The sequence below is a fragment of the Ancylomarina sp. genome, from assembly GCF_041555295.1.
Lineage (GTDB): Bacteria > Bacteroidota > Bacteroidia > Bacteroidales > Marinifilaceae > Ancylomarina.
Map to the genome: position 1 here is coordinate 1 of NZ_JBFFKR010000248.1, position 5,240 is coordinate 5,240.

The window sequence follows — 5,240 nt, forward strand, 5'->3', positions numbered from 1 at the left end:
AGATTCAGCTCCGAAACCTAAGGCTGTTGTAGGTGCATCAAAAGTATCATACTCCAAAACATTATTGTACGTTTCTTCATTTGAAACCTGTGCTCCTGCAGGTACAACTTCTTTAGATTCAACAAGTCTTATATTAGACTCAGAACTATAAACAGCAGTTGTTTCAGCATCTTGCTCTTCGCCATCTCTTAAGAAATTTAGTCCCATTTGATATTTCAATGGAGACAAACCATCCGTATTATTAATGGTAACGGTCTTCACTTCGGTATGAGTAGGTGTGTTAGCCATTACAGATAAACTATCCTGAGCAACTTCCATAACCGGAGGCAAGATAACCGTTGCATGCACAGGCAAGCTATAATCACCAGCTGCCAAATTAGTTTCAAATACGATATTATCACTAACCTCAGCTATAGATCCACTAGGCATAAAACGAACTCTCAAATTCAGTTTATCACTAGGTTTTAATATAGGAAGAGACCATGGATCTACCTGAATCCATTCAGTAACACCCCAATACGGATCAAAATATGACATTTCAACAATGGCTTCAATATCATGCTCGAACGCGATATTGTAGAATTCCAAATCAGCTTTACCCGTATTCGTCACTTCAAACTCCTGAAAGTAAGAATTCGCTTCAGGTCCATAGTCACCCTTAACCTCATAAGCCATTACTTCTCCAAAAGCAATTTCATTTATGGTTTGAAGTACTGGATCTCCATTTACAGTTAGGCTAACTGGTATAACAACTTCCCCATTTTGAGGCGTATTGTTATAGAATCTGAAATTACTTATGTATTCTCCTTTATTCAGATGTTTTGCATTCAGTGCTACTTTTAGCTCTTTAGTTTCACCTGCAGGAACAATCTGCTTTTTACCTGGTGTAAGCGTTGCAGCCATTCCTTCTTTAAAGAAATCCTGGAATGCAGCCAGCTGTACACCTTCTGTACCATCCGCATTTTCAACTCCAATTATACCTTGACTTGTTGTGCTCCAACCATCAGTAAGATACTGGAATTTGATGATTCCGTTCTTGTACAAAATGGCTTCAAAACTGTAGGCTGATCCCATTCCCCACATATCAAGGAAATTTTTCCACTCTACAACAACACGATCGTCGTAAACTTTAAAGAAAATTCCAACTTCTGTATCAAAGTTCGGATTAAAAATATCCGCCGTTTGATATGCAAAATAAGGCGCAATAATATTATTAAACTCATCCGTGTTAGGAATTGGTACAGGCCAAAAATCAACAGGATCAAAAGCAGGCTTACTCATTGAGATAGCACCTTGCCAACCAATCCAAATGGTGTCCGTTTTTTGCTCGTAAAAGTCCAATTCATAAGGTAGTGCAACTGGTCTCCAGAACACTTCATTTTCCCAAAACCAGTTTGGTGAAATTCGCTCTCCTTCTCCTAGCAACTCTTCCCATTTAAATGCAGGTCCGTCTACTTGATCACTATTCGATGGGTAATAGCTGAAATTTTTAAGTTCAGCATCCATGGTTTCTGCTTGCGAAAGGTATAACCAATCGTTTCCAGTAAGTACAAACTCCAAAGCTGATTCACCATTATTCTCAATGGTAATCGTCTTTGTAATCAGTTCACCCGCATTCAATGTTTCACTGATAGGCGTAACATCCACAACAATACCTGGAGCTGGAATGACCTCAGCTAGCAGATTAACTGTAAAGCTCTTTCCGTCTGATGTATTAACAGTTAAAACATCCGACACCACACCTAAGTCTGTAGTAATTAAATCTAAATCAATAAAATAAGACGATTTCGCTTTTAACAAAACAGGAGCAACTGCCGTCATGTTAAATTTATTATTCGCAAGAGTAATAGAGGTAATATCTACATCCTTTGTTCCCTCATTCTTAACTAAAAGAACATCTTTGTATTCTCCTCCCTGAAATACTTGTCCCATATCAATATTATCTCTATTCATGATAATATCGGCAAGACCACCTGAAGTCACATCCACTTTAACTGTAAATGCCTCAGGATTTGTGAAAGGATCGTTGCTAACGATTGCTAACCTTTGGAACAAATCACTCTCATATAAGCCTTCTGAACTGATTTCAACATCAATCTTTTTAGACTCACCCACCTTAATCATACCATAAGGCTCAGAAACAGACTTAATTAATTGCTGACCTGGTGCATTAACTCTGAATACAGTTTCGTTAGTCGTTAACTTACCATAAATCTCTTGAGTACTGTGACCGTTACCATTCACAAGGAATCCATCAGCATGATAAGGATCAGAAATACCAATCAGCACTTGATCAGCCAAATAACTATCCATTCTCTCAATATCTTTATAACGGAATTCAACATCACCATTATAAAACAATACAATTTGGAAGGTATAAGTTCCGAAAGGATCCCATGCCCAACCGTCAATTACATCCTGATACTGAACAATGAATTTTCCTGGTTCAAGATGATAAAATATTTTACCACCTTTATTAATGTCTAATTCTTCTCCCAGAGCAGAAATAAATCCATCAGGAGAACAACCAGCTGACATGCTTGCTGGCATACAAGATCCTAAAATACCATCAGGATCCATTGATAATATACCGTAACGCGTTAGGTTTATTTTACTCCAGTTTTTCCCATAAAATGGAAACTCAAAGCCCATATCGACTTCCAAATAACGATGTTCCCAAGATACATCTTTGAAGAAATCACTGACCTCTACCCCTTTACCTGAGATATCATTCCAGGTATATTCTGCAGAGGTATCGCCATCTACATTGCTTTCAAGTGTATAACCATGCTTGTGAATATTTGTTATGCCTTCTAATTCTACATTTGGCGCAAATGCAGGAATTGCATACTCTAAGGGATATCCACCCGTATTGGTAATTGTAAAACTTGTACTTGTTGTATCACCCAATACCATATCTGCTAATACAACTTCAGCAGGAGCAAGTTGAATTTGAGAAGGTTCTGCAGCAACTCCAAATAGGTTGATACTATGGGTGTGACCATTATAATCGGTAAAATCAATAGTACCATTGTCGTTGCCTGCACCATCAGGTATATAACGAATCGTTAATTCAGCCTGATCTCTCGCAGCAATTTGGTATGGACTACTTACAATTTTAAACTGATCATCCATTGAAATTGCATCGGCAACATTAAAGTTTCCATAACCTGTATTTTTAATGGTAATTGTCATCTCTTTGCTATGTCCATAAAAGACACTTCCAAAGTCAACAACTTTTTCATTTACCAATAGAGGTTCATGTCCGGATACCTCTAAACTTACAGGCATTCTGAATATCTTATTATCTCCGTCGTTGGATTTAAGAAGGACATTTGCGCCATAAGTTCCATTAATTAGTGTCGAAGCATTTAATGAAATATCAACCGACTGACTGTCATTTGCTTCTACAACACCTGAGGTAGGATTCAAAGTAATGAAGTTTCCAAGGTGTTCATTCTTACTAACAGCGGTTGTTCCCCATGAATAATTTGTGTCTCCACCAAGAGCTTCGTCCAGAGTAATCCAGCTGTGTCCCATATCAAAACTCATTAAATTATTTCCAGCCTCAACAGCTTGTCTCTCATATCCAATTCCTAAAGGATATAAGTTACTTGAAGGAACGTGGAAAACAATCCAGAAAGAAGTCCCATTTGGGAAATACAACTGCTCATCCAACTGAATTTGATGCGTATATGCTTGTGCATAGTAAGAGGTAACTTCTTGCGCATAAACCATGCTCTTTGAATTCATCTCTTCTCCCTGATAAATCTCCATAATCATTGGACCCGTAGTAGGATTATGCTTTAACATCATTTTCACATGAGTCATATTGAATCCTTGTGCTTGATTCACTTTAAAACGGATAGCTGAAGAGTTAGTAAGTGTTGTATCCATGTCACCAACTACAATTGACCCACCAGCATGTGACATTTCCTCGTAAAACCTTGCCATGGGAGAAATTGAACTCATAGGACTAGCATCAGCAGTAGACTTCTCCAATTCTTTAAGTAATTTTACCTGACGAATATTCCTAGAACCAGCTGCAATACTTGCTTTTGGGTAATTCAAATGAGCTGCATTGTAAGATAATGAGATACTCGTTTGACGCGTGGAGCCATTCCATTTCAACACACCAGCTGCCTCATTCAAAATAGTGAAGGTACCGTTCGTGGTTGTTGAAACCGCTGCATCAACAGCAAAATCCATTGAGGCCTGATCTGTATTTATAGCAGGTCCTTCGTTGGTCGTTCCCGATATTACATTAGATAATTCTGAAACATTACCCCAACGGTCAATAGAACGAACGGCAACATAATAAGTAGTCGTTGGCTCTAATTCTGAAATCTCAAGTTGTTTTGTTGCTCCAACTTCATATCTTTCAGTTAAACTAATTTTTTGAGCCATTTCAGCATTTGCACTTGTAATAGCCTCTGTATGGTACAATACTTCAAAACTTGTTGGCTGAATATCATCCTCATCAGCAGGAATTGTCCAGCTAATTGAAGCAAAATCCTGAGCAATACCATCTAATGCTAAATCAGTAATAGCATTAGGAGCAATACCTTGATCATTCTGAAGCGCTAACCAGGTATCAACATATCCTATTCCCAATTTCCCTTCAAAACCAGGGTTATATTGATCTATATCTTGTGTTCCACTAAGAATATGCTTTTTTAAATCTTCGCTTGTGAACGTTCCATTCCCATACTTAGAAACGACCAAGGCCGCTACTCCAGACATATGAGGACAAGCCATAGATGTTCCTTGTAGATACCCATATTTATCATCAGGCATGGTACTTAAAACGCCATAATTAGTTCCTGCCGCCTGGTCACCACCTGGGGCAGCAATCTCTACCCATGTTCCGTAGTTGGAATATGCGGCTCGTTTGAAATCAGCTCCGATCGATGCAACTGCTATCGCAGTTTCATAATATCCAGGATACCATTCTCCATCTGCATTATCATTACCTGCAGCAAAAAACACAAGGCCACCTTTCATAGGACTGCCTTCGAATTGACCTGCTTCTGCTACGAAATAATCAATAGCATCGTGAATCGTCTGTTCTACATGACCAGGTGAGTTGTAACCCCATGAGTTTTGCGAAATTACCGCTCCATTATCGGCACCATAAACAATAGCTGCAGGATAGTCACCAGTTCCACCGTCTTCAGTAAAAATCTGAGCGGACATCAGTTTCACACCATCATTATTTCCAGTACCACCAGCTACACCAG

1 protein-coding gene is annotated in these 5,240 nt (G+C 38.7%); it reads right to left on the reverse strand.

Annotation, left to right across the window (positions count from 1 at the left end; all coding sequences use genetic code 11):
- Positions 1 to 5,240: S8 family serine peptidase (locus ABY905_RS13860; protein WP_372644883.1), on the reverse strand; the 5,240-nt coding region annotated here is incomplete at both ends.